This is a genomic window from Sorangium sp. So ce367 (genome assembly GCF_051520455.1).
In the GTDB taxonomy this organism is placed as follows: domain Bacteria; phylum Myxococcota_A; class Polyangia; order Polyangiales; family Polyangiaceae; genus Sorangium; species Sorangium cellulosum_B.
In genome coordinates this window covers 4,396,929-4,420,799 of the sequence record NZ_CP150334.1, presented here as the reverse complement: position 1 = coordinate 4,420,799, position 23,871 = coordinate 4,396,929, and the positions used below count along the sequence as shown (strand labels likewise).

The 23,871-nt window shown below is 71.2% G+C and carries 19 protein-coding genes and 1 pseudogene; 16 read left to right on the top strand and 4 right to left on the bottom strand.

The window, feature by feature from the left end:
- Positions 1-159 precede the first annotated feature (159 nt).
- From WME97_RS16890 to WME97_RS16850, 9 genes and pseudogenes are all read left to right on the top strand, one after another.
- Entirely contained in the window at positions 160-1,206 is a 1,047-nt protein-coding gene (locus WME97_RS16890; RefSeq protein WP_437552933.1) for a formylglycine-generating enzyme family protein, read from the top strand.
- Between the two features lie 673 nt (positions 1,207-1,879).
- Positions 1,880-2,101, top strand: a complete 222-nt coding sequence (locus WME97_RS16885) for an AraC family transcriptional regulator (RefSeq protein ID WP_437555405.1) — start codon at positions 1,880-1,882, stop codon at positions 2,099-2,101.
- Positions 2,102-2,209: 108 nt separating this feature from the next.
- Positions 2,210-2,617: a cupin domain-containing protein gene (locus WME97_RS16880; protein WP_437552932.1), complete on the top strand. Its 408-nt coding sequence runs from the start codon at positions 2,210-2,212 to the stop codon at positions 2,615-2,617.
- Positions 2,581-3,060, top strand: coding sequence for a transposase (locus WME97_RS16875; RefSeq protein ID WP_437555403.1), 480 nt, complete (start codon positions 2,581-2,583; stop codon positions 3,058-3,060). Before WME97_RS16880 ends, WME97_RS16875 begins: the two co-directional genes overlap by 37 nt.
- Positions 3,051-4,454, top strand: coding sequence for a PP2C family protein-serine/threonine phosphatase (locus tag WME97_RS16870; protein WP_437552931.1), 1,404 nt, complete (start codon positions 3,051-3,053; stop codon positions 4,452-4,454). The genes WME97_RS16875 and WME97_RS16870 overlap by 10 nt, the downstream gene beginning before the upstream one ends.
- A 534-nt stretch (positions 4,455-4,988) precedes the next feature.
- A pseudogene (locus tag WME97_RS16865) lies at positions 4,989-5,558 on the top strand (FAD-dependent monooxygenase); the annotation flags it as partial.
- Positions 5,559-5,636: 78 nt separating this feature from the next.
- Positions 5,637-6,017: a hypothetical protein gene (locus WME97_RS16860; protein ID WP_437552930.1), complete on the top strand. Its 381-nt coding sequence runs from the start codon at positions 5,637-5,639 to the stop codon at positions 6,015-6,017.
- A gap of 144 nt (positions 6,018-6,161) precedes the next feature.
- Entirely contained in the window at positions 6,162-6,557 is a 396-nt protein-coding gene (locus tag WME97_RS16855) for a cupin domain-containing protein (protein ID WP_437552929.1), read from the top strand.
- 197 nt (positions 6,558-6,754) lie between these two features.
- The gene (locus WME97_RS16850; protein WP_437552928.1) at positions 6,755-7,534 is read left to right on the top strand and encodes a hypothetical protein; all 780 of its coding nucleotides are present in this window, start codon (positions 6,755-6,757) and stop codon (positions 7,532-7,534) included.
- A gap of 42 nt (positions 7,535-7,576) precedes the next feature.
- Here WME97_RS16850 and WME97_RS16845 read toward each other — a convergent pair whose 3' ends face one another.
- Positions 7,577-8,065, bottom strand: coding sequence for a hypothetical protein (locus tag WME97_RS16845; RefSeq protein WP_437552927.1), 489 nt, complete (start codon positions 8,063-8,065; stop codon positions 7,577-7,579).
- A gap of 11 nt (positions 8,066-8,076) precedes the next feature.
- Positions 8,077-9,783, bottom strand: a complete 1,707-nt coding sequence (locus WME97_RS16840; RefSeq protein WP_437552926.1) for a DUF2330 domain-containing protein — start codon at positions 9,781-9,783, stop codon at positions 8,077-8,079.
- A gap of 476 nt (positions 9,784-10,259) precedes the next feature.
- Between WME97_RS16840 and WME97_RS16835 the strand changes: the two genes are divergently transcribed.
- A complete protein-coding gene (locus tag WME97_RS16835; RefSeq protein WP_437552925.1) occupies positions 10,260-12,281 on the top strand; it encodes a hypothetical protein in 2,022 nt (673 codons plus the stop codon).
- 336 nt (positions 12,282-12,617) lie between these two features.
- Complete coding sequence (locus tag WME97_RS16830) at positions 12,618-13,823, top strand: hypothetical protein (protein WP_437552924.1); 1,206 nt, start codon at positions 12,618-12,620, stop codon at positions 13,821-13,823.
- 197 nt (positions 13,824-14,020) lie between these two features.
- On the opposite strand, the gene WME97_RS16825 is transcribed toward WME97_RS16830, so the two are convergent.
- Entirely contained in the window at positions 14,021-14,470 is a 450-nt protein-coding gene (locus tag WME97_RS16825; RefSeq protein ID WP_437552923.1) for a hypothetical protein, read from the bottom strand.
- A 684-nt stretch (positions 14,471-15,154) separates the two neighbouring features.
- Between WME97_RS16825 and WME97_RS16820 the strand changes: the two genes are divergently transcribed.
- The 3 genes from WME97_RS16820 to WME97_RS16810 all read left to right on the top strand — a co-directional run bounded on the left by WME97_RS16820 (position 15,155) and on the right by WME97_RS16810 (position 18,736).
- A complete protein-coding gene (locus tag WME97_RS16820) occupies positions 15,155-16,519 on the top strand; it encodes a hypothetical protein (RefSeq protein ID WP_437552922.1) in 1,365 nt (454 codons plus the stop codon).
- Positions 16,520-16,567: 48 nt separating this feature from the next.
- Positions 16,568-18,265 (top strand): amidohydrolase, encoded by a 1,698-nt coding sequence (locus WME97_RS16815; RefSeq protein ID WP_437552921.1) that lies wholly within the window; start codon positions 16,568-16,570, stop codon positions 18,263-18,265.
- 87 nt (positions 18,266-18,352) lie between these two features.
- Entirely contained in the window at positions 18,353-18,736 is a 384-nt protein-coding gene (locus WME97_RS16810) for a hypothetical protein (protein ID WP_437552920.1), read from the top strand.
- A 79-nt stretch (positions 18,737-18,815) separates the two neighbouring features.
- On the opposite strand, the gene WME97_RS16805 is transcribed toward WME97_RS16810, so the two are convergent.
- Complete coding sequence (locus tag WME97_RS16805; protein WP_437552919.1) at positions 18,816-19,685, bottom strand: DUF899 domain-containing protein; 870 nt, start codon at positions 19,683-19,685, stop codon at positions 18,816-18,818.
- Between the two features lie 406 nt (positions 19,686-20,091).
- On the opposite strand from WME97_RS16805, the gene WME97_RS16800 reads away from it, so the two are divergent.
- The gene (locus WME97_RS16800) at positions 20,092-21,429 is read left to right on the top strand and encodes a cytochrome P450 (RefSeq protein WP_437552918.1); all 1,338 of its coding nucleotides are present in this window, start codon (positions 20,092-20,094) and stop codon (positions 21,427-21,429) included.
- A gap of 251 nt (positions 21,430-21,680) precedes the next feature.
- On the top strand, positions 21,681-23,702 hold the full coding sequence (locus WME97_RS16795) for an alpha-amylase family glycosyl hydrolase (protein ID WP_437552917.1): 2,022 nt from the start codon (positions 21,681-21,683) through the stop codon (positions 23,700-23,702).
- Positions 23,703-23,871 lie beyond the last annotated feature (169 nt).

The window sequence follows — 23,871 nt, the reverse complement described above, 5'->3', positions numbered from 1 at the left end:
GGGCGCTACGGCCTCGAGGCCGTGGATGTCGGCCCTTGATCCACCTCGCGCGTCCTGCGGCCGAGCCGCGCCCGCGCGCGTCACACGAGGATGCGCGTCCGACCATCCAGCAGCGCTCTATTGATTCCTGGCTCTCGCCTCGATAACAGAGATACGAGCATGAGGAAGCGATCTGCGCGGTGGTCCTGGGTGGCGCTGTGCCTGCCGGGCGTCGGGTGCACGACGATCGTCGGGCTGGACAAGCCCTACCATCCAGTAGAGGAGCACGGCGGCAGCGGTGGCGGTGGCGGCGGCGGCGCCGACGGCGGCGGCGGCCGTGGTGGTGGTGGCGGCAGCGTGGAAACCGGCAGTCGCTGCGTCGGGCTGCCTGCGACGTGCGGGCCGGCGGAAGACGAGAGCTGCTGCGCGAGCGAGCTGGTGACCGGCGGCACGTTCAACCGGAGCAACGACCCGGCTTTCCCGGCCACCGTGAGCGACTTCCTGCTGGATCGGTTCGAGGTCACGCTGGGGCGGTTCCGCGCGTTCGTGGACGCGTATCCCGGGAGCCGGCCAGCCGTGGACGCGGGCGCTCACCCGAGGATCGCGGGCAGCGGGTGGTACGCGACGTGGGACGAACATCTGCCGGCGGACAGAGCGAAGCTCCTGGAAGGGCTGCTCTGCGATTCGGAGGGCACGACGTGGGTGTGGACGGATGAGCCCGGCGCGAACGAGCGCCTGGCGATGAACTGCGTGAGCTGGCACCTGGCGTTTGCGTTCTGCGCGTGGGACGGCGGCCGGCTGCCGACAGACGCGGAGCTGGGCTACGCGGCGGCCGGCGGCGCCGAGCAGCGTCCATATCCGTGGTCCGCCTCGCCGGACGATGTGGCCATCGATCCGGACCACGCCGTGTATGCCTGCAATGGTAGCGATGTGGCGGGGTGCGTGATCGAGGACGTCCTTCCGGTCGGATCGAGGTCACCGCAGGGAGACGGGCTGTTCAAGCAAGCGGATCTGGCGGGGGGCGTGTGGGAGTGGGCGCTGGACTGGCACGCGGATTATACGCCCGACTGCGTGGACTGCTCCGTAACGACGGGCGGGACGGAGCGGGTGATGCGCGGCGGCGGCTGGCGCAGCGTCCCGGAGGCGCTGCTCCTCTCCACCCGCGACCATCGGGTTCCGACGACCCGCGCAGCCGGCATCGGGGTCCGGTGCGCGCGGGATCCGTGAGCGACGTCTTCTACCGTCACGGGTACGACACCACCGCGCCCTGGCACCGCCCGGCCGGCAGCTCCGCACGCCTCCGGCGTGGCACGAGTTCCGAAGCACGTGGAGCCGCCGCGCGCCGACCCAGGGCACCGCGTCCCGGCCGACCCGCGCCCGCGCGCCGCCTCAGACTCGTGGCTCCGCGATCGACGAACCTTCACCGCCGCTGTCAAGCCCGGCGAGCTTGGCAGCCGGGTGACCGGAACGGGCGGCCGGATGCCGCCGGAATCGGTGGCCGGGTGACCGGAATCGGTGACCGGACGCCGCCGGAATCGGTGGCCAGGTCAGGTGGGAACGAGGGCCGGATCACGCCGGAATACGCACCGGGGGAGAGGGGAGAGGAACACGGAACCGTCAAGGAGAGTGGACGGAGTGCCCACAGAACTGGATACGGTGGCAGGGCCACGAAGCGGCTTTTTCAGGGGGACGCATTCAGCGTGAGCGCAAGTCCAACAGGGCTCGAACGGTCGAGCGCGCTGGGAGCTGGCGGAACGACCATTGCCCGCTGTTTTGTGGCCATGGGTCAGCAAGTGTGTTGGCTACGGCGAATGGGCGAGTGAGCCGGTGGTGCGGCGTGAAGCGCCGCTGCCGCGCGTGGTCGTGATCCTCGAGATCGACACGCCCATCCACGTGCACGATCCCGCGAATTCTGAACACGCTCGCGCGCGAGCTGGGTTACTCGCCGAAGCACGTCATCAGCCTCTTTCACGAGCACGTGGGGATGACGCCCAAGCGGTACGCGCACATCGTCCGCTTCGATCGGCCAGCGCGCTCCCTGCGCATGGCGGAACGGGTTCATGGGCGGAGTTGGCCGCGCGTTTCGGCTGGTTCGATCAGGCGCGCCTCTCGAATGACGTGAGGCGCATGACCTCAGGGTCGCCCTCGGAGTTGCGCGAGCTGCTGGCGGGACCAGCCGGGGTAAATTTTTTCCAAGACCCTTCGGGCGACCGGGCGTAACCTCAGATGAATGCCGCAGAAGAACGCCATTTTCCTGCCGCCTGCGGGCGGTCGTCACTATCCCATGGGTCGCATCGCGGCCGTCTTTCTCGCCGACGGTGACGAGACTCAGAAGCGCTATTCGATCTCCGAATGGTGGCTGGAGCCGAACACTCGAGGTCCCGGCGCGCATTCGCACGCAGAAGACGACATCTTTTACGTGATCGAGGGCACCATGAGTTTTTTACTCGGTGACCGCTGGGTGGACGCGCCGCGCGGCGCGTTCGTGCTCGCCCCCGGTGGCATGACCCACGATTTCGAGAATCGCAGTGTTCAACGCGCGGGCGCGCTCAACTTTTCGGTGCCCGGCGGGTTCGAAACCGCGATGCCGGGCATCGCCCGCTGGTTCGAGGAGAACCCACCCGCGAACGCGAGGTAAAGTGGCTAGCACCGCGCGCTTCCTTCGTCACCATCGCAGCGGATGACGGCGGTCGACGACCCGCGCGCGAGAGGCTCGTGCGGTACTGCTCCCGCCCGGCCTTCGCACTCGATCGAATCGAGCTCCTGCCCGATGGGCGTATAGCGTACTTGCTGAAGACACCTCGGCGGGGACGCACTCACCGCGTCATGAGTCCAATAAAGTTCATGGCCCGGCTCGCGGCTTTGATTCCTCCGCCGAAGATCCCGCTTGTGAGACACCATGGCGTGTTCGCGCCTCGCTCGTCGTGGCGCTCTCTCGTGACACCCAAACCTCCGGCCCGCGCCGCGAAGTCTGAGCCGTGCGCGGGGCACGCGCCTCTGCCCGCCACGCCCGCGCCCGCCACGCCCGCGCCCGCCACCCGCTTCGCTGCCCGAAATGCGAACGGATCGGGATGGCGGTAGACGATATCCCGAGCCTCATGGTCGACAACGCCCTCGGGACCGAGATCGCGGTCCTGCACCTGGTCGACGAGCACGGCTGCAGGAGGATCGCGTATATTAGTGGTCCTACCAACAATGAAGAGGCGCTCCTCCGCGCCGGCGGTTACCGGAGGGCGCTCGCGGCGCGCTCCATTACTTATGATGAGCGCCTCTTCATGTCCGGCGCGTTCACGGTGGGCAGCGGGCGCGCCGCGATCCGCGAGCTCCTGGAGCGTGGGGTCGATTTCGACGCCATCGTCGCGGCGGCGGATCTGTCGAAGTTCCAGTTCTCGCGCGTCGCCGTGTCGCTCTTCGACGACGCGCAGCGCTCGACCATGAGGCTGTTCTTCTGGATGGAGGACGGCCGCGAGGTGGAGGTGCCGCCCGTGAGCTTCCCGGCGCACCTCCTCGCGCCCCCGGGGTTCCTGAGCGGCGATGAGCGCTGGAGCGTGATCACGTTCCCGATCGCATTCGGCGGGGTCGAGAAGTTCGGCCTGGCGGTGGTCGACGGCCAGCCGCACGAGATGATCTACGACGCGTTGCGCCTTCAGCTCGGCTCGGCGATGAAGGCGGCGACGCTGCACCGGGAGGTGGTGCGGCAGGTGGAGCTGCGCGAGCGGCTCGAGCAGGAGAAGGTCCGCGAGGAGAGCCGCGTCGCGGCGCGCATCCAGACCACGCTGGTGCCGGAGCGGCTCTCGGTCGAGGGGCTCGAGCTCTGCGCGACGATGAAGCCGGCCGCCGAGGTCGGCGGTGATTACTACGATGTGATCGCGACGCCGGACGGGGGCTGGCTCGGGATCGGCGACGTGGCGGGGCACGGGCTCGCGGCGGGGCTCATCACGCTGATGATCCAGAGCATGGTGTCGGTGATGGCGTCGAGCCCCGCGGCGGCGGGCCCGCGCGGGATCGTGTGCGCGGTCAACCGGGCGGTGCACAAGAACGTCCGCGACCGCCTGAAGCGGGACGAGCACGCGACGCTCCTGCTCATGCGGTACACACGCGACGGCCGCGTGACGTTCGCCGGCGCGCACGAGGACATCCTCGTCTGCTCGCCGCGCACGAGGCGCTGCGCGACGATCCCGACGAGCGGGGTGTTCATCGGCGTGCTGCCCGAGATCGACGCGATGACGCGGGACGCCGAGCTCGTGCTGGAGGACGGAGACGTCCTCGTGCTCTACAGCGACGGCGTGACCGAGGCACGCAACGAGCATCACGAGCAGTTCGGGCTGGACCGGCTCTGCGCCACCGTCGAAGCGGCCCAGTCCGCGCCCGTGGAGGTGATCCGCGATCGCATCCTCGGGGCGGTAGAGGACTGGTGCCCGAGCCTGGACGACGACATCACGATCCTGGTGGCGCGGTACCGCAAGCCCGGGTAGCCGGAGGCCGGCGGGGCCGCGCCGGCACGTTCAACGCCGGAGGTCCCGGCGCGCTCGGTCCGCCGTGTGACGGGACCGCGGAGGGGCACGGTCAAGCTCGTGACCGAGGACGCCGCGCTCGTCGAGGTCGTGAATGGCCGCAAAACCGCGATCGATCAACGCGATGAACGCAGCGTTCGCCTTCTTCGCCGAGCCTCCGCGCTCGACCACGCGGATGGCTTCGCCGTACGCCGTGCGCCACGTCAGCACGACCATGCCGGCGACGAGCCGCACGATGCCATCGGGCTCCGGACCAGCGAGCTCGACCGCGAGCGCCTCGACCGTCTCATCCCCGATTTCGCGGAGGCGCGCCCTGAGCGACGGGCTCGCCGCGACGACGCGCCACCAGCCGACCGTCTGGCTGTCGATGCGAGCGAACGGATGTTTCTGCTCGCACAGCCCGTCGACGAGGCGGCGGAGCGCGTCGATCGGCGACTGCCCTTGCGGCCTCTCGCCGATTGCCTCGCGTAAGAGCCGCTTCACCTCGTCCTCGCGATCCAAGAGGAGGTCCTCCTTGCGCGCGAAGTAGTTGAACACCGTCATCTTGGAGAGAGCGCGGGCCCGCGGAGCGCGAAGTACCTCGTCGGCTGCGACGGCGGCCGGAGCCGCGTCCGCAAGCTCGCCGGCTTCGAGTTCCCCGGCACGGATCCGACCATCACCGGCTATCAGGCTGTCGTCGAGCTCGATGCGCCCGAGAAGCTCGCGATGGGCTGGCATCGAACGCCGCGCGGCCTCGTCGCGTCCGGACCGATGCCGGGGCGCGTCTTCACGGCGGAGTTCAACGGGCCGCCGCCCCATCGGGATGCGCCGATCACGCAAGCCGAGGTCGAAGCGGCGATTCAGCGCGTGAGCGGCACCGACGTCAAGATCCTGTCGATGACGATGGCGACGCGCTGGACCGATCACGCGCGGCAAGCGACGAGCTACCGAGCTGGCCGCGTCTTTCTCGCCGGCGACGCCGCGCACGTCCACTCGCCTTTTGGCGGCCAAGGCTTGAACCTCGGCCTCGTCGACGCCGCGAACCTCGGTTGGAAGCTCGCCGCAGCGGTGAAGGGGCGCGAGCATCTCCTCGACTCGTACACCGCCGAGCGCCATCCCGTCGCCGCGCGCGTCCTCGAAAATACCCGCGCGCAAGTCGCGCTCATGCGACCTGACCCGCTGACGAGCGCGCTCCGCACCATCGTGAGCGACCTGATGAAGCTGCCCGAAGGCAACCGCTACTTCGGCGAGATGCTCTCGGGCGTCGGCATTCGTTACGACCTCGGGGACGACGACCCGCTCGTCGGCACGCTCGCGAAGGACCAGCTCCTCACGCTCGAAGGCGGCAGCGAAGAGCGGCTCTACGTGCTGATGGAGAAGGGCGGCGGCCTCTTCATCTCGCCTTCGGAACGGTCACTCCCGCGCGACGTGCACGTCGCACGCACCAACGACGGCCCGTCGATGCTCGTCCGTCCCGACGGCTGCATCGCGTGGACAGACGCGTCGTCGAAGTCGCTCGACGACGCGCTCGCGCGCTGGTTCTGAAGGAAAACACCGGATTGCGACGGTTCGCCCCTGCGGAATCGTCCCGCCGGAGATTGCTGGCGCGCGGAGCCAGGGCGGCCGCGAAGCGGGATGCTCGGAAAAAATCTACAATCGCCGGCGCGCGCGAGCGCCCATGGTGCTTGCATGACCCGACACGACCCCCACGCTTTTCTTCTCTCCGACACCTACGTGCAGCTCCTCGACGGCGGCGCCGCGAAGCTGATCCCTGTGGACGCCGAGTTCTGGGCGAAGATCGGCGAGCGCGAGGAGCTGCACGCCGGCCGCATGGTGGGCCTCTTTCACATGGCCGAGAGCCCCGATCACCGCGAGGTCCACCCCCATGGCGACGAGGTCCTGATCCTGCTCTCCGGCTCGGTCGACGTCGTGCTGGAAGACGAGGGCGGCGAGCGCGTGATCCAGCTGCGCGATCAGGGCACGTGTATCGTCCCTCGCGGCGTCTGGCACGGGCAGATCGTGCGCGCGCCGAGCGTGATGATCTTCATCACGCCCGGCGAGGGTACCCGGCACCGCGCGTGCTGATCCCACGCGATGACCGGTAAGATCACGCTTTGGAGCGCGCTGGAGCGCGCTGGGGCGAACCAACGATTCTGCGTCGCGGCTTGACACTGAACCACGGCGCTCGCTTGACAATCCATGGGGGATTTGCTCCGCTCGTCGTGGGCGTTGCGCCCATCCTTGGACGTGACTACGGCGTCCGCCGAGCTGAACGACTTCGCATGATCCACGATGCTCCGCCTGGAGCGGTGAGCGACCGCTTCGACATGGTCACGCGCGCAGAGCGCGCAGATCTCGGCGCCCTGATGGATGTCGTCGTCGCGCAGGCATGGGCCGCGACGCCGTTCATCTACTCCAACGACGTCGAGGACGCCTATCTGGAGATCCTGCGGGAGACCCCCGCGTTCACGTTCGGCCTCGTCGAGAGGGCGACGGGGCGCCTGGCCGCGGTCGGCAACGCCGCTCCGATCGCCGTGCGGAGCGACGATCTGGCGGCGCTGCCCGACGGCGGCTGGAGGTGGCAGGTCCTCCGTGCGAAGGCGGTCCGCGACGGCGACCCGCCAACCCACCTGGGCGCGTTCACCGCCTCGGTGTCACCGCTGTTCCGCGGCCAGGGCGTGAGCGCGCTCGTGCTCGCCGGCTTCAAGGCCCTGGCGAGGCGATCGGGCCTCGCCGGCGTGCTCGCCCCGGTGCGCCCCCCGTCCAAGGCATCCTGCCCAGGCATCGACATCGAGGAGTTCCTCGATCGCGCCCGCGAGGACGGGTTGCCCACCGACCCGTGGATCCGAACGCATGTCCGCGTTGGGGGCCGGATCGCCGGGACTCCCCGTTGCGCCCTCGTGGTCGACCTGGAGCTCGATTTCTGGGAGGTCTGGCTCGGCAGGCCTATCCTGCCTTCCGAGCGGTCTTTCGAGATCCCCGGCGGCCTTGCCCCCGTGTACGTCCAGGGTCGGCGCGGACGTTATGAAGAGCCAGCCGTCTGGCTCGTTCACTCGCTCTGACCCAGAGCTGCTGGACCCGACTGGCGATGTGGATTTCGGGCCCTATGGCCGCCCAGCACAGGCCTCGTCGCTGTCCCATCGGGGGTGCACCAGCCGCTCGGCGGTCGCAACCGTGCCTCGCGCGTCGGTCACCACCCCCCTGATCCGGAGCGGTTGGCCGATGGCACAAGCTGGCTCGCGGAGCACGGCCGGCCATCCGATGAACTCGCACCGGCCGTCCTCGAGCTCCTCGAGCTCGATCCTCCCCCGGCTGGTCGTCGCCGAGGACGGATCGCCGATCACGGTCGTCGTGACCTCGAGCTGGGCGCCCTCCGGCTCCAGGCCGAGCGTCCTGACGCTCGTCCACACGTGCCAGCCGCCCTGCGCGCCGTGGGCGAGCTCGACCTCCTGGCCGTCGGCGAGCGGCTCGAACTGCCACTCGCCGGTGCCGAGCTCGGCGATGCCCTGCGCCGGCGGCTCGTCCCCGCCGGCACAGCCAGGAGCGAACGCGAGGAGCACGGCGAAACCGGCGGCGGAGGTCGAGCTGGCCACGGCGTGGACTCCTATGAGCGCCGGCGGCGGCGCGCGGCCGCCAGCAGCCCGAGAAGCGCGCCGCTGAGACCGACGGCGCCGCCCGCATGCCCGCCGGCGTTGCAGCCTCCAGAGGCGGCCCCGACGGCGGGCGGCGGCACATCGACCGGCCGGCCGCCCGGCAGCGAATCGGGCAGCGGCGGGACGCGCCGGTCGTAGAAGGACGTGGGGACGGGCTCGTCGGGAAGCACGCAGGTCGTCGTGCGGCTGCCGTCGGCGGCGATCGTGCCTACCGCCACATAGCCGGTCGAACAGCGGCAGGTCGGCGTCATGTTCATCGGCACGCACTCGCCGTTCGCGCCGCAATCGAACGTCGCGCAAGGATCCGCGAGCGGCGGCGCGTCAGGGAGCGCCCGGTCACCCGGGTTGAGGAACGACATGCGGAGGTCCTGGCAGGTCACCGTCGGCCGACCCGACGGATCGAAGGTGGTGCGCGCGGTCGTCCCGGGCACGCACGCGCAGGCGGCGACGGGCTGGGCGCCGTCCGCGCCCTCGACGACGCGGCACAGGCCGCCTGCGCCGCAGGCCGCGAAGTCGCACGGCGACGCGGCGCCGGCAGCCTCGGCGCCCGGCGGGCCCACGCACAGGTCGCGATCATCGACGTAGCGCGGGAGCAGGCGGGTGTTCGACACAACGGGACCGTCGGTGCGCCGGAAGATCGGATCGACGGTCATCTCCTCGGGCGACAGGCGGGTATAGAGCCGGGTGATCGTCGCGTTGCCCTCCAGCAGCGGCAGCAGCGCGTCGCGCGCGGCCAGCTGATCCTCGTCCGAGCTCATCGTGTTGCGGACCTGCTCGGCGATGTCGGTCGTCGGTCCGCTCATCTCCGTGACGAAGCCTCGACCGCCGGCATCGTCGACGCCGCGCGCGACGAGCGCCGTCCAGTTCGTCTGCACCGGCCACTGGTTCGCGCTCCAGACGATCTGGTTGTCGTCGATCTCGACGTCCGGCCAGTTGGCCGGCCCATAACGCCGGTCGCCGAGGATCATCACGGTGATGCCCATCTCCGGCTCGGCCGCGATCGCCGTCAGCCGGATCGGGATCGACGGCGACCCCGACGGAAGCGTGAAGCGGAACGGCTGGATGTCGGTGACCTCGGCGTCCGGCTGGAGCCGCAGCGCGAGGAACTTCATCCCCTCGCTCGTATAGATGCGGATGTACGGCACCATCGCGTCGTTGACGCGGAAGTTGTTGTCGCGAAGCCAGCCGACGAGCGCCGTGGGATCGGTCGACTCGACAACGGCCACGTCGTATGGCCCGACCTCTTCCCGGATGTGCACCGTGACGTCGCCGTCGTCGGTGCCGCCCGCGGTGCCTCCGCCCCCGGCGGCTGATTCGGGAAAGGCGGGGTAGCAGTCCGGGTCGTTGGGCCACTGGAACTGCGGGCCCGTCGCTGTATCGAGGGCGGTGAGCGCAAGCTGCGGGAACACAGCGAGGCTCTCCACCGCCGGCACCTCGGCCAGCGGAACCACCCAGGCGAAGTCCGGCGCCGCGCCGGCATACTGGATCTGCGTCACCATCGTGACCGACCCGTCCTCGTTCGTTGCGAACAAGATCCGCTCCGCGGTCTGGTCCACCGGCTGTCGTCCGCAAAAGAATCCGCCGCACGCCTCGGCGGGTCGCGGCGCAGTCATCAGCGCCGCCGCCGCCATCACCGGAGCCATCCATAGCTTGCGCATGGTCTACATCCTCCTCGCCCGACCGATCGGGCGAACGCCCCCAGGCAAACACAGTGCCATGCACAAGAAAAGGCGATTCCTGGGTACGACGCCGAGATAGCATCGATTCATGACGAGCGTACTCGCGATCATCAGCGCCTCCGCGCTCGCCGGCCTGGAGAAGCAACACGGGGCGTGCGAGCCAGGGAGCGTCCTGCCCCTCGATCGCTACCTGAGCCGGCACCGCGCCCTCGAGCCCCTCTCGGAGGGAGGCACGCTCTACCTGGCCACGGTGCGCCAGCCCGGAGAGCGCCTCTGGCTCGTTGCCGCGCTCCGCTTCCCCCGGGCAGAGGCGGAGATGTGGACGGCGGAGGCGAACGCCGCTCCCATCACCGACATCACCGATCTGGTCGGCAGCCTGCGCTTCTCGAGCGGCAAGGGCCTGACGGCGGCGCCCGGGAAGCTCGCGATGTCGCTCCAGACGCCCCGCGCCCCGCATGGCCGACGCCTTTCACCCGACCTGGGACGCCGCGCTCGAGACGGGCGACTTCCCGCCGGGCCATGGCGACGCCCCGCGCGCCCTCCGGCTCGCGCACACCCAGTGGCAGTCCCGCGAGGAGCTGATCGCCTGGCACCGCGCGGCGCGGGCCGCCGAGTCGGAGCACACGCAGGGCACCCTCCGCCTCGTGCGCGACCTGCCCTGCAAGGACGCCGCGCTCGACCTGCTCGCCCGGGTCGCCCTGCCCACCGAGGCGCCCATCGCTCGCCTGATCGAGGCGATCGGCGGCAAAACACCCGACAGGAAGCGCGCGCTCCGCGTCCTCGACGATCTCGCCACCGACCCTGCCGGTGCGCCCGAAGCTCCGGCGCTCCTCGCCCACCTCGTGAAAGGCGACGCGGCGTGGGATCCGAAGGTGCACCTCCACGCGCTCCGGCTCGGCGTCCGCCTGGCCGAGGACCGGGGAGCGCGCGAGGAGCGCCCTGGAGCGCGCGCCGCCGCGCGCGCGGCCCTCGCCAGCCACGAGCCCACGCTCGCAGCGCGGCTCGGGGACGCAGCGCCGAACACCCGCGCGCACGCCCTCTACGCCCTCGCCCACATCGCGCCGTCGAGCGCGACGCGGGCGGCCGTGCTCGAGCTCGCGCAGCGCGAGAAGCAGGAGCCGACGCGCATGGCCGCCTTCCTCTGCCTCGGTGCGTGGCTGGCGCGCCAGCAGGACACCGAAGCGCACGCGCTGCTCGCGGGCGCCGTGAAGGGACGCTCGGCTCCCCTCGCCTCGGCCGCCGCGCTCGCGCTCGCGCTCGGCGCCCCGCTCGAGCGACTGCCCGAAGGAGGGCTCCTGCGCCTCTGCCAGGCGCTCGGACTGAAGTCCAGGGCGGCCGACGCCCTGCCCTTCTGGGATGGAAACCTCCGTGAGCGAGCCTTCGCGATCCTCCGGAACGCGAGCGAGGCCACGCGCGAGGAGGCCGCACGCTCCCTGCTCGCGCCGCTCGAGGGCCCGGATGCCCCCTCCGCGAAGATCGTGGCGCTCGGGCTGGCGCTCCTGTTCCCGCCTCGGCCGAACGAGCGCGAGACGGTCCGCCCCGAGGCGCTCTCCCCCATGGCGCGGCGCCTGCTCGAGCTCACCGCCGAGCGCGAGGTCGACGCCCCCGTCGACTTCGGCTCCTACGCGGTGCCCCGGCCCCTCGCCCTGCGCCGCGCGCTGATCGGCCTCGGCCCCCGGCTCCCGAGCGATCGGCTGGTGCGCCTCCGCTTCGGCGAGGAGGACGTGGAGCTGCCCCTCTGGCGGGCCAGCGAGCGCATCGACGCCGAAAACGACGACCGGGCCAGGGAAGCCCTGAAGAAGCTCGTCGCCGGCCTCTCGCCGCTCGAACGGCTCGCGCTCGGGCTCGACCCCCGCCGGCTCCGCGACCTCGACCTCCCCGGCTCGAACCAAGGCCAGCTGGAGCTCATCGCCGACGCGGTGGCCCAGGACAGAGGTGCAACTCTGGCCCTCGCCCAGGCCGAGCTCGCGCGCCTCGACGACCTGCGCGCGCGCGGCGCAGAGGTCACGTACTCGACCGTGCTCCGGCTCTTCGCCTGCCTCGTCGAGCCTGGAAAAGAGCTTGATCCGAGCCTCCTCGGCCACCTCGATCTCACGCTGAAGGAGTCCGAGTCGCTGCCCGAGGAGGTGTGGCGCACGCTGCCACGGGCCACGGCGCACGAGCTGCTCGAGCGCACCGCCACGGCCTTCCTCGACGAAGAGCTCGCCGATTTGCAGACCCTGCGCACCAGATCGCGCGGCGAGAAGGTCGTCGACGCGGCGCTCCTGCTCAGGAGCTTGCGCGGGCTCAAGCTCGGCCTTTTGCTCATGGCCCCCTTCGGCGCCCGCTGGAAGGCCGAGGAGATCGAGCCCACGCTCGACGCCTGGCCGGAGGCGAAATCGTTCGTGGCCACCTTCAACGCCGATTACGCCAAAGTGAGCAGCGTGCGCGCCGCCGTCGACTTCATCATCGCTCAGCGTCCGAAGCTGGGAGTTTGAGCGCCGGTCGGCGGCTTCGCTCCGCCTCCGCCGGCGATGGGGTGCAATGTACTGAGAAACGGGAGCGAGGCGTCGCCCAGCGTGTCGTGGACGGGCTCCTTCGATGCGTGGATGAGTTGCTGATCCAGCATCACCCTTCCGGTCGGGAGCGGTTCGCTCGGGTTGAGCAACTGGGTTGGCGCCGCGCGCCGCCGCGTTGGCATGGAGCGCGCTTGGCCTCCTTCGGATACCGCGGGAATAGCGCGCTTGTCGGCCTGGAGAGCGGCGCCCTCACTGGTACGCGTGTTGCCAACACCGCCCGTGATGTGGCAATTGAGGTCTCTCCATCTCACATCGTTGACGCTCGCCGCCGTGGCGTGCGGCACGGATCCGGTGGCGGTGGACCCCCGGACAACCTCGCAGCTGGTCCTCCACGGTGGGCTCATCAACGAGAGCCCGCAGGTCATCGTGCTGGTCGTCGATGACGCGGACACGGCCGAAGCCGCGCAGCTCCGCGAGCGCGTCGCCCAGAGCGTGCGCGCAGGCCTCCTTGCCGTGATCGAATCGCGGTGGGGAACATGCGGCAGCGCGGATCCGGCCCAGTGGCACCCCGGCGATATCCGGCTGGTCGTCGCGCGGCCGAGCGCGCCCGATGCTGCGGCGCTCGTCGCCTCGAGGGAAATCCCCGCGCTCGCGTGGACCACGCAGACCTCACATGAGGAGGAGGTCGAGGCGGTGATGGCAGGCGTGACAGAGGCGCTGGGACAGCGGCTCGCCGAGCCCGGGGAGGAGTACCGCCCGCTACGGACGGCCAGGCGCGCGCTGGAGCTCGTCACGGGCGCGCGCGCACCCGTGGGGGATGCCGAGGTAGCCCTCGTCAGGTCGCTGCCCCAGGACAGGATCGCGAGGCTGCTCGTCGCGAGCACGCGCGACGACGAGGGGCCCGGGCTCGTCGCCGACGAGGTACCCAGCCAGACAGCGCTGTCGATGACCCTGGACACGGAGGTGGTCGGGCCTTTCACCACGCCCGATTGGACCTGTAGCGCCATCGACGAAGGCGGCGGGCGACTCGCGGCGTGGAGCGAGCTCGTGAGCGCGGAGCCGATCGCCTCGAGCTGCGACGATCAGCACACGTGGGACATGCTCCTTCACCCGGGCTTTGCCGATTGCGGCCCCATCTGCCAGGCCCACCCGCTCGCCGTGGACGCCGGAGGCGTGGTCGCTTGCAAGATCATGATCGATCAGGCCGATCTCGAGCGCTGCGATGCCGCGCTAGGTCGGCGCGATCCAGGCGGGCAGCCCACGCTCGTCGAGCGCGGCGGCAAGGAGCTGCGCCGCTGCGAGGTCGTGCAGCTCGCCGGCGCCGACCTGGAGAGCTGCCGGCATTCGCTCGATTGTCCAGGATGCCCGAGCGGCTTCTGCGCGACCGAGGCGCCGGAGCTCGTGTCGCAGTGGCGCTGCGGGCCCTCGGAACACCCATGGCCGCTCCGGTTCATCGGCGGCGCGATCGAACGCCGTGGAGGGTGGATCAACATCACCTGCAGTACCGAAGCAGCGGAGTGAGAGACCACACCGTCCGGCGCGCCGTGTCCGGTCGTCGACACCTCGTTCCGAACCTGACAAATCCTCTCATTTGTTGACATTACAGCGAAGAACAAATTGAACAGGGAGGCGGGGAGACGGGGAGATTGATGGGCTTCCACTCCCCGTCTCCCCGCCTCCATGTGAATTCTCCCGGAAAGGAACCAGCGGAGTCGGGTTCAGTCGATGAGGGTCCAGGTGGCCTTGGCGGTGCAGCCGTAGGCGTCGAGCGCGCCGGGGTGCGAGAGGGGAACGAGCTTGGTCTGGCCCTTGGCGAGCGGCCCGGTGACCGAGCGGGTGTAGGGCCCAGGATCGCCGTAGTAGTGCGTGACGGTGAAGGTGATCTTCGCATCCTCCGGAACGCCAAAGAGCGAGGTGTTCTTGATCGCCGCGTTCGGGTTGAAGATGCTGGGAAAGGTGATCGAGCAGGAGAGGTTCACGGTCTTCGTGACCGGGCCGCCGCCGTCATCCCCCCCGGGGCCGATGATCGCCTCTGCGCCCTCACCCACGACCTCGGCGACGTCGCTCGCGCCCTCGTCGGCGCTGTCGGCGTCGAGCGGCTCGGCGATGCAGCCGACGAGCGAGAAGGACGAGATGAGCGAGCAGAGGAGCAGGTTCTTGAGTTTCATGGTGATGTCTCCTTGGGTCGGGGTTCACGCTCACGAGATCACGTGTCAGCGGCCTCTGGCGATACCGAGTCGCCCGGGAGGCCCTTGTCGCTGTCTCGCGGCGTCGCATTCCGATAGAGCAACCGGCGGGCCAGGTTGTCGGGGCGCTTCGGGAGGCCGCCCGGCGCGCCCAGGATCCACGGGGAAGACGGCTTCTTTGGGGGTTTTCGCGCTCGTCCGCGCGGCGCCGGGGGGGGGCGCCTGCGCGGCGCGGTGGAGGTCTCAGCCCCCACGCCGACGGCGCGAGCCTCCACCACGTGACTTCTCAGGTGCTCTCTGGCCCGGGAGGCCGGGGCCGGCTCAGGCTCTGTGCTCGTTCGACGGGTCGGCGCCGCCCGCGCCGCCCGCGTTCCGCAGGCTGTGGAGGGAGCGCGGCGCCTTCGATGCACGAGCCCGAGGAGTCGAGCGCCCATCCGTCGCGATCCGGCGGCCTCCTTGACGGCGATCGGCGCCCCATGGGATCGTCGGACATGCAGGCCGAGGCGCGATTCTCCGAGGCGCGCAGCGTGCAGCGCGCTCCTCGGCGCCCGGGTGGTCCTGCCGTGGGCGGGGCGCCTCGGTGAGGCTCAAGGAGCGTTGATGCTGGCGCCGGGCGATCATCCCCCCTCTTTCTCGTCGGCCCCTCCGAGGATTCACGCCGCGTGCGTGGGTGTCCTGGTTGGCCCCTGCGTCGTGCTCGCCGTCCTCGCGGGCAAGGAAGTGGCCGTCCCGTGGTTCGTGATGGAGGCGGGCTTGCTCGTCGCGCTCCTCTGCGTCGCCGCCGCGGCCCGCAGCGCTGCGCTGCGCGTCTCTCTCCCCCTCTTCGTCTTTCCGCTCGCCTACCTGTTCTTCCGCATGACCCGGGAGGGGATGACGTGCCCCGACATCCCCCCTTCCTGGTACGCATGGCGAGAGTGGTTGCCGATGATCGGGCGCGTGTTCGGCCTCCTGTCCGCCGTCGCCGGCGCCTTCGGGGCGGTGTTCTTCGCTGCCATGGCGAGCACCATGGTCCGCGTGCCGCCGCGCGCTCTCCACGCGGTGAGCGTCGCCGTCCTCGCGCTGACCACGGGCCTCCTTGCCGTATCGACCGCTCACGCCGTGCGAGAGCCCGATCCGGAGGATCACATCGCGTCCCTCCCGACCATCGGAGTCGTCCCGCCCATCGAGGGGGAGCCCTCGATGATCGACGAGGGCCCCTCGGACCCGTCCGGACCGCCCCTCGTGACGCGCATCCACGACGTGAGCATCGGCCGGCTGGGCGTGCGCCGGTTGTGCCCGAGCCTGTCCGAGAGGTGTTTTCTCGATGTGGAGGAGGCCGGGAGGCCTTTCGACGCTCACCTCGTGACGTGGCTGTCTCAGCGCGGCACGTACACGATGGTCGCCCCCGAGGCGTGCCGGCAGCAGCCGGGCTGGATCAATCCCCGCGATTCTTTCGTCATCCGCCAGGCGTCGCCGCTCGTTCGCGAAGCGTCTCTGTTCGCCAAGGACCGCGAGCTGGGCGAGCTGCTCATGCTCGACGGAGCGATCTACGATGCCCATCGCGGCGGCGAAGCAGGTCCGGTCGTCCTCGCGGCACCGCGGTTCTTCGCGATGCCCGCGTCCATGCGCCTCGTCGCAGGCGTGCTCGGCGCCCACCGGCGCGCGATCGCCGTCGCCGCGTGCGGAGCGCTGCTCTCCTTGGCGCTGCTCCGCCATCGCTGGCGCGCCCGCCGCGCCCTCGCGCGGATCGCTGGGGCGAGGGTCGCGGTGCTCGAGGAAAACGGCTGGCTCGACTTCGCGGACGGTTCGCCTCCCGTGCGCGCCGCAGACCGCGGCTTGCCGCCCGGACCGGTGTTGGTCCTCGGACCGACGTCCGCGGGCACGTACCGCGGAGGGGCTCTCTCCGGCGCCGAGATCGTCGCCGGAGAGCAGGCCCGGCTGCTCGAGCGAGGGAGCGCGCGGATCGCGCAGCTCGACGTCCTCGTCTTCTTCGTCGCGGTGCTCGCGCCGCTGCCGCTGCTGACCATCGCCGTCACGCTGGGCCTCTGGTAGCCCCCTGCCCGCCGTTGCGCGCCCCATGCGGGTGCTAGGGTGGCGCTCATGTCGAACGCGCTCCGAGCGACGCTCCTGAGCCTCTTCGGCAGCCTCGCCCCGAGCTGTGCCTCGCCGGGCCTGCTCGCCGCGACGGCGGCGCCCGAGGCGCCCGCCGATCTCGTGATCTCCGCCGGCGTCGTCCGGACCATGGACCCCGGGAACCCGCGCGCCGAGGCGGTCGCCGTGCGCGGCGAGCGGATCGTCTTCGTGGGCAGCGCGGCCGACGCGAAGGCCTTCGTCGGGCCGGGGACGCGCGTCGAGGAGCTGCCGGGGCGCGCGGTCGTGCCCGGCCTCGTCGACGGGCATGCCCACCTCTACGGGCTCGGGGTCGCGCTGGAGACGCTGAGCGTGCGCGGCGCGAAGAGCGCCGAGGCGGCGGCGGCGCTCGTGGCCGAGGCGGCGAAGGCCCGCCCGAGGGCCGAGTGGATCACCGGGCGCGGCTGGGACCAGAACCTCTGGCCGGGCGCCACGTTCCCCACGCACGCCCCGCTCGACGCGGCGGCGCCGGAGCACCCGGTGGCGTTGCGCCGCGTCGATGGGCACGCGCTCTGGGCGAACGCGGCGGCGATGCGCGCGGCCGGGGTCGGCCGAGGCACGCAGGATCCGCCGGGCGGGCGCATCCTGCGCGACGCCGCGGGCGAGCCGACAGGCGTCTTCATCGACAACGCGATGGGCCTCATCGAGGCCGAGGTCCCGGCCGACCCGCCCGCCGTGCGCGAGCGGCGCATCCTGCGCGCGGCCGAGGCGGCGCTCGCGTCCGGGCTCACGGGCGTGCACGAGATGGGCATCGGCGACGAGACCGTGGCCGTCTACCGCGCGCTCGCCGCCGCCGGGCGGCTGCCGATCCGCGTCACCGCGTACCTCGCGGGCGAGGGGAACCTCGATGGGCTGAAGGCGCGCGCGCCCGACGTGGACCCGACGGGCACGGCGATGTTCGTGCTGCGCGGGGTCAAGCTCTTCGCGGACGGCGCGCTCGGCTCGCGCGGCGCGGCGCTGCTCGCGCCGTACGCGGACGAGCCCTCGACGAGCGGGCTCCTGCTGATGGATCGCGAGGCGCTCGCGCGCGCGGCGCGGATCGTCGCGGACGCGGGCTTCCAGCTCGCTGTGCACGCGATCGGCGACCGCGCCAACCGCGCCGTGCTCGACGCGTTCGAGGCGCTCGGCCCGGAGCGGGCGGCGGCGCTGCGGTTCCGGGTGGAGCACGCGCAGATCCTCTCGCCCGACGATCTGCCGCGCTTCGCGGCGCTCGGGGTGATCGCCTCGATGCAGCCGACCCACGCGACGAGCGACATGCCGTGGGCGCCCGCGCGGCTCGGCGCCGATCGCCTGAAGGGCGCGTATGCCTGGCGGTCGCTCCTGTCGTCGGGCGCGCGCCTCGTGTTCGGCTCGGATTTCCCGGTGGAGGACGCCTCACCGCTGCTCGGCATCCATGCCGCCGTGACCCGGCAAGATCTCTCGGGGCACCCCCCGGGCGGGTGGATGCCCGAGGAGCGGCTCGACCTCGACGAGGCGCTCCTGGCCTTCACCGAGGCGCCCGCGTACGCGGCCTTCGCCGAGGGCCAGCGGGGCCGGATCGCGCCTGGCTACGTGGCCGATCTGACCGTCCTCGGCCGCGATCTCTCGCCCGATCGCTCGCTCGTCGACACGCCGATCGACATGGTGGTCGTCGGCGGCCGCGTGGCGCGCGCGCCGGCGCCGCGGTGAGCGGCGCGCGCTGCGCTTCGTCCGGACCGCCATGAGACCTCACGGCCGACGCATGCAAACGACGAACGAAAGGAGGAATGAGCACCTATGCTTGCACGCTACCAGATCGTCCGCGGGCGCCGTCCGGAGGGTGATCCGCTGCCAGAGGGCAAGCGGTACGACACGCGCAAACACACGCACCACGTCCTGAGGCCCACCCCGGAGATCGTCGAAGAGTTCCTGTCGGATCCCTCGCAAGCTGGCTTCAAGGGGTTTCGCGCCGCCTACTTTGCGGTGCTCGACAAGCGGTTTGCGGAGCAACGACCGCACTTCGACGCGCTGGCGCAGGAGGCCCGGCAAGGCGACGTGTTCCTCGGCTGCAACTGCCCCACGGCGCGCCAGCCCGACGTCCGGCACTGCCACACGTGGCTGGCGCTGGAGTACCTCGCCCGCAAGTACCCGGATCTGGACGTGAGGTTCGATGCGCGGTGAGCGGCGTTCCCTCCCGCCCGCGGCGAGCGAGGCCGCTCGGACGTCGCGCGTTCGCCGGGTGCGGCGAGGGCCCCGCGGCTCAGCGCCGCATCCGTGAGCAACAGTCGTCCGCCTCGGCAGCGGCGACCGCGGGCCGCGCGCCGCTCGAGTCGGACAGGTCCTCCTGCTCGTCGGGGTAGCGGATGCGCTCGTCGCCGGCCTTGGCGCCCAGCCCGGTGCTGCGCCCCTTGGGCTCTTCCCATTCCTCCTGGCGCCCGAGCGCGGTCAGATCGAGGAAATAGTACGAGCCGCCCGTCGACTCCGTGCCGCGCCCGTAGGTCGAGTAGGTGTGGTACACGCGCTCGCCGTCGCGCAGGAAGCAGCTCAGCCCGTGCAGGTCGAAGGGCTGCTTGCCCCCCAGATAATAAGCGGATCCCGCCTGCTCGTGCTCGGCGGGTGTTCGGTAGTTGTACTCCACGGGCGCGACCGACTCGTCCAGCGTGACATGGTAGTCGTGGTTGAAGCGGCTGCCCGCCGACGAGTACCAGGGCACGGGCCAGCCCATACGCGCCTTGAACGGCGCGATCTTCTCCCAGGGAGCGCGCGAGATGAACGCGAACGTCGTGCCGACGTTATGCCAGTGCCGCAGGTGGCCCTTCGAGATCTGATCGGCGTAGCCCGAGCAGCTCGGGCAGCCGCGATCCTTGGGTGTGCCGTCGTCCTCGAACAGCCACATGAAGTGATAGACGATGAGCTGCTGCCGGCCCTCGAACAGATCGAGCAGGCGCAGCTCGCCGTGGGCGCCCGAGAACTCGTACGGCTCGGTCACCTCGACCATCGGCAGGCGCCGGCGATCCGCGTTCAGCCGATCGCGCGCTCTCGTGAGCTCCTTCTCGCGGGCGAGCAGCGCCTTGCGCGCCTCCAGCCACTCGGCGCGTGACACGACGCGGGGCAGTTCGATCCGGGTCATAAGGACATCTCCATGGTCATCGGGAATGGGCCTCGCCCGATGCGGGCGCTGCCGCGGAACGGGTTCGGAAGGTCGACTGCCGGAGCGCGCGGAACTCATCGCTGCATCCGACAAAAAACGCCGCCGGCCGCCGCCATGCCTATGGCATGAGCATTGCTTAACCACACCAACAACGGCCCAGACGAGCTCTTCGGGGGGCGAGCACGGCAAAGCCGGCCAACCCCGACGGGGTGGTCACGGTGGCATTGGTCGGACGGACACCGCGCGATGCGCCCCCGCCTGGCGCCGTCCGTCGCAACATTGGCGCCCGACGCCGCTGCTGCAGCGGCGCGCCGAGCCCATCCTTGCGTCGATCCCGGTGAGGCGCCGCGCGCCCCCGGGATCGAGCCCCCCGCCGAGGTACGCCATGAGCCAGTTGCCCCGAGGCCCGCGCAGCCGACTTCTTACGACCTACAAGTTCCTCACCCGTCCGTTCGAGCTCCTCACGCATTGCGCCGCCACCTACGGCGATGTCTTCAACGTCCCCGTGCTCAGCGGCGATGTCGTGATCGCCGGAGGCCCCAGGACGGTGCAGGACGTGATGACGGCGCCGCCCGAGACCTTCCTCCCCTTCGCCACCAAGGCGATCGCGCCGCTCGTGGGGGAGCACTCGCTGCTCATGCTCTCGGACGAGCGCCACAGGCGCGAGCGGAAGCTGCTGACGCCGCCGTTCCACGGCGATCGCATGCGCGCCTACGCGGCGGCGATGGCGGACACCACCGCGCGACGGCTCACCGAGGCGGCGCGCGCGCCCCGCGCCATCGCCCAGGAGCTCACGCAGGCGATCTCGCTCGACGTCATCATCCGCGCCGTCTTCGGCGTGGAGGAGCCGTCTCGAACGAGCGCGTTCGCTCGGGCCGTCGTCGCCATGACCGACGCGCTGACCCCGGCGCTGACCTTCCTGCCGCCCTTGCAGCGGGAGCTCGGCGGCCTCGGCCCCTACGCGCGCTTCCGCCGGCGCGTCGGCGACCTGGACGCCCTGTTCCGGGCGCAGATCGAGCGGGCGCGCGCGGCGCCGGGCGACGACATCCTGAGCCTCATGGTCTCGGCCCGTTACGACGACGGATCGCGCATGAGCGATCAGGCCATCTTCGACGAGCTCCGGACGCTGCTGTTCGCCGGGCACGAGACCACGGCGCTCGCCCTCGCGTGGGCCCTCGATCACGTGCACCGCCACCCCGGCGTCCTCGCGCGCCTCCGCGACGAGATCGACGCCCTCGGCCCGGAGCCCGACCCCGAGCGCCTCGCTGCCCTGCCCTACCTGGACGCCGTGTGCAAGGAGGCGCTGCGCATCTATCCGATCGTCACCGAGTCCCCGCGCCTCCTGGCGCAGCCGTTCCGCCTCGGCGAGCACGAGCTCCAGCCGGGAACGGGGGTGGCGCCCTGCATCCTGCTCGTGCACCACCACCCGGAGCTCTACCCCGAGCCGTCCCGGTTCAGGCCAGAGCGCTTCCTGGAGCGCAAGTTCTCCCCGTTCGAGTACCTGCCCTTCGGCGGCGGACACCGCCGCTGCATCGGCGCGGCCTTCGCGATGTTCGAGATGAAGATCGTGCTCGGCGTGGCGCTGTCAGCATGGGAGTTCCGCCTGCTCGACGAGCGTCCGCCCCGCCCCGTGCGCCGCAATCTGACGCTGAGCCCCTCGGGCGGCGTCCCGCTCGTCGTGCGCGCCCGGGACCGCAGCCGTCTTGATGCCGTCGCCGCCTGATCCTGGCGCGAGGAGGCGCACGGGAAGCCCCGGCACGGGAGCGCGCCACCGTGGATGCGACGACACGGCGGACATGGAGGAGAGAGAGAAGATCACGACATAAAACCTCCGTGCTCTCAGCACTTCGGCGATCGTCGGGGGTGGTTCTGGAATAGAGGGGCTCCCCCGCTTGCCGCATCGCCCCCATGCCGAGACGCCTCCTCCGCTCGACCGCCGCCTCCTCTCCCTGTGCATCTCTCTCTGGACCGGTCGTGCCGATCGGCGCGGCCACGGGCGCCCCTCGGCAGCGCGCCCCAGGCCCATCGCGTCACGCGCGGCCGCTCACCCGGCTCGGATGGGCTGCCGCGCTGCTCCTGGCGGCGCCCTCGTGTGAATCGGTCACCCCCTCGGGTTCGCCGCGCCCCTCCGCGGCGGCGCAAGCAAGGCTGGAGCTGCACGCCGGCGATGCCGACGTCTGGGCCTTCAGCGCGCGCGTCCAGGGCGCCCTCGCCGGAGCGGGCGCGCTGGAGGACTGCGCCATCCGGGTGGGCGGCGACGTGTTCCCCGCGGCGATCGAGCAGCAGCGGTTCTTTGCGGACGTCCCGCTGCTCGAGGGCGAGAACGAGATCGTCGCGCGCTGCCGGGTGGCGAGCGCGGGCGACCTGGACTCTCCGCCCGTCACCTACCGCGTCCGGCTGGAGGACACGCCGCGCGCCCGCGCCCGCGCCGCGCTGGCCGGCGGCAAGCTCGTCCTCGACGCGACGAGCAGCGAGCCCAGCGAGCGCTCCCGCGCCGGGATCGTCGCCTTCGACTGGCTCCGCGTGCGCGGCGGCGCGGCGCCGGAGCCGCTCGGACAGGGCGCTCGCCTCGAGCTGCCGGCGCCCGACGCCGGCGGTCAGGCGCTGGTCGAGCTCAGGGTGCGCGACGAGCGCGGCCGAGGCGACGCCGCGCGTGTCGCGCCGCCGCTCGAAGCCGCCTCCGGCAGGGCCGCACCGGCGTGGATCGACGACGCCGTCCTCTACGGCGTCGTGCCGCCGTTCTTCGGCGATCCGCCGCTCCGGAGCGTCCGCGCCGCCCTCCCCGCGATCGAGCGGCTCGGCGTCACGGCGATCTGGCTATCTCCTATCTTCGCCGCGCCCGAGGGCGACTTCGGGTATGCCGTCACCGATTACTTCAGCGTGCGCCCCGACTACGGGACCGAGCAAGATCTCCGCGAGCTCGTGGACGACGCGCACCGGCGCGGCCTGCGCGTGCTGCTCGATCTCGTGCCCAACCACACCTCGGCCGAGCACCCGTATTTCCGGGAAGCCGAGCGCCGTATGCGCCACGCGCACAGCTTCGCCTTCTACGATCGCGACGACGGCGGGGAGCCGACGCATTACTTCGACTGGGAGCACCTGCCGAACCTGAACTACGACAGCGCCGAGGTGGCGCGCTGGATGCTCGAGGCGTCGCTGCACTGGGTGCGCCGGTTCGACATCGATGGCTATCGCGTCGACGCCGCGTGGGGCATCAAGCAGCGGCGGGGCGAGCTCTGGTCCCCCTGGGCCGCCGAGCTCCGGCGCGTGAGCCCGCATGTCGCGCTGATCGCCGAGGCCTCGGCGCGCGATCCGTACTACCTGCAGAACGGGTTCGACGCGGCGTATGACTGGACCGAGGAGCTCGGACACTGGGCCTGGAAAGACGTGTTCGGCGCGCCGCGGGGCATCGCGGCCCGGCTCGGCGCGGCGCTCGCCGCCACCGCGGCGCGCTCCGCGCGCCCCGAGCGCACGCTCAGGTTCATCAACAACAACGACACGGGCGCCCGCTTCGTCACCCGCCACGGACCGGGGCTGACGCGCGTCGCCGCGGCGGCGCTGCTGACGTTGCCGGGCATCCCGTGCGTCTACACGTTCGACGAGCTCGGCGCCGAGTACGAGCCTTACGGCGGCCTCGCCCCGGTCTCACGGCCCCCGCGCGGCCAGCTGGCGCGGCATTACGAGCAGCTGATCCGGCTCAGGCGCGGTGTCGCGGCGCTCCGGTCGCCGGGACACATCACGGTGCACGCCGGGGGGCCGGACGACGAGGTCTTCGCCTATGTCAGGCACGGCGACGACGCGTCTCGTTTCGCGCTCGTGGTCCTGAATTTCAGCGAGCGATCCGTGAAGAAGCGGCTCACCGTCCCGGAGCCGTTCGCCGCCCACGCGCGAGGCGGCCTGCGCGACGCGCTGAGCGGCGCCGGCGCGCATCTCCGGGCCGGCGCCCTCGCGCTGGACCTCGCGCCCTGGGACGTCCGCGTCCTCGTGCCGCGCTAGGACGAAGGACGAGCCACGCGCGTCAGCTGGGCGCTCCTCGCGCCCTGCCGCGCCGGGCCACAAAAAACAGAGCGCCCATTCGACGGCGGGGGGGGAAGCCGTCACGGGCGCTCTGCCGTGGTTACCTAGCAGGACACGGGCCAGGGCTTCTCCGTACTTATTTCAAGGA